This is a genomic window from Okeania sp. SIO3I5 (assembly GCF_010672085.1).
Classification (GTDB): domain Bacteria; phylum Cyanobacteriota; class Cyanobacteriia; order Cyanobacteriales; family Microcoleaceae; genus Trichodesmium.
This window is the reverse complement of record NZ_JAAHHT010000294.1, coordinates 1-727: the sequence shown is the minus strand read 5'-3', so window position 1 is coordinate 727 and position 727 is coordinate 1.

The window sequence follows — 727 nt, the reverse complement described above, 5'->3', positions numbered from 1 at the left end:
AGCTTTATCTATATCCGGTCCAGGTATTGTGCGATTCGAGATTATAGATGAAAATGAAGCAGTGTTTGGTATAGATGACTTGACTTTTAGTAACTTTAGTGTGAATCCAGTACCAACATTAACTCCTGAACCTACTTCACTTTTAGGTTTAACAGACTTTAATCAACTCTTGGTATAACCAGATTTGAGATTCAAAATCTGGTAGCGATCGCCATTGATAACTTTACTTTCAACCCAACACCAGAATCAACTCCTGAAACTGCTTATGTTTTAGGTTTATTAGCTTTTGGTGCTATTGGTGCTAGCTCTAGATTAAAGCACAAATAGAAATTTTTGATTAAACTAGAATGATAGCATTGACTTAATCAAAGAATAACGATATAATATATAAGATGTCTTTAAACCTAGCATTAAGTAGACTTCTCTCACACCTATTATAAAATCCATAACTTGCAGTAGGTGTGGTCATGTCCAACAGTTATCTATTTGAGATCCTCAATCTCCTATTATATCAAATCCGCTTAAACAGTTATAGATTGCTTAAGTCTTTAGGAGTCAGGAGTAGTAGGGGCGAGCAAGCGAATCGCCCGTACAGGAGTCATATAGAATCCGGGTAATTAGTTATCGTATTACTGAGGAGTAATGAGTAATGAGTAATGAGTAATGAGTAAGGAGTAAGGAGTAAGGAGTAAGGAGTAATATCAAATCCGGTTGAATACAAGAGTGT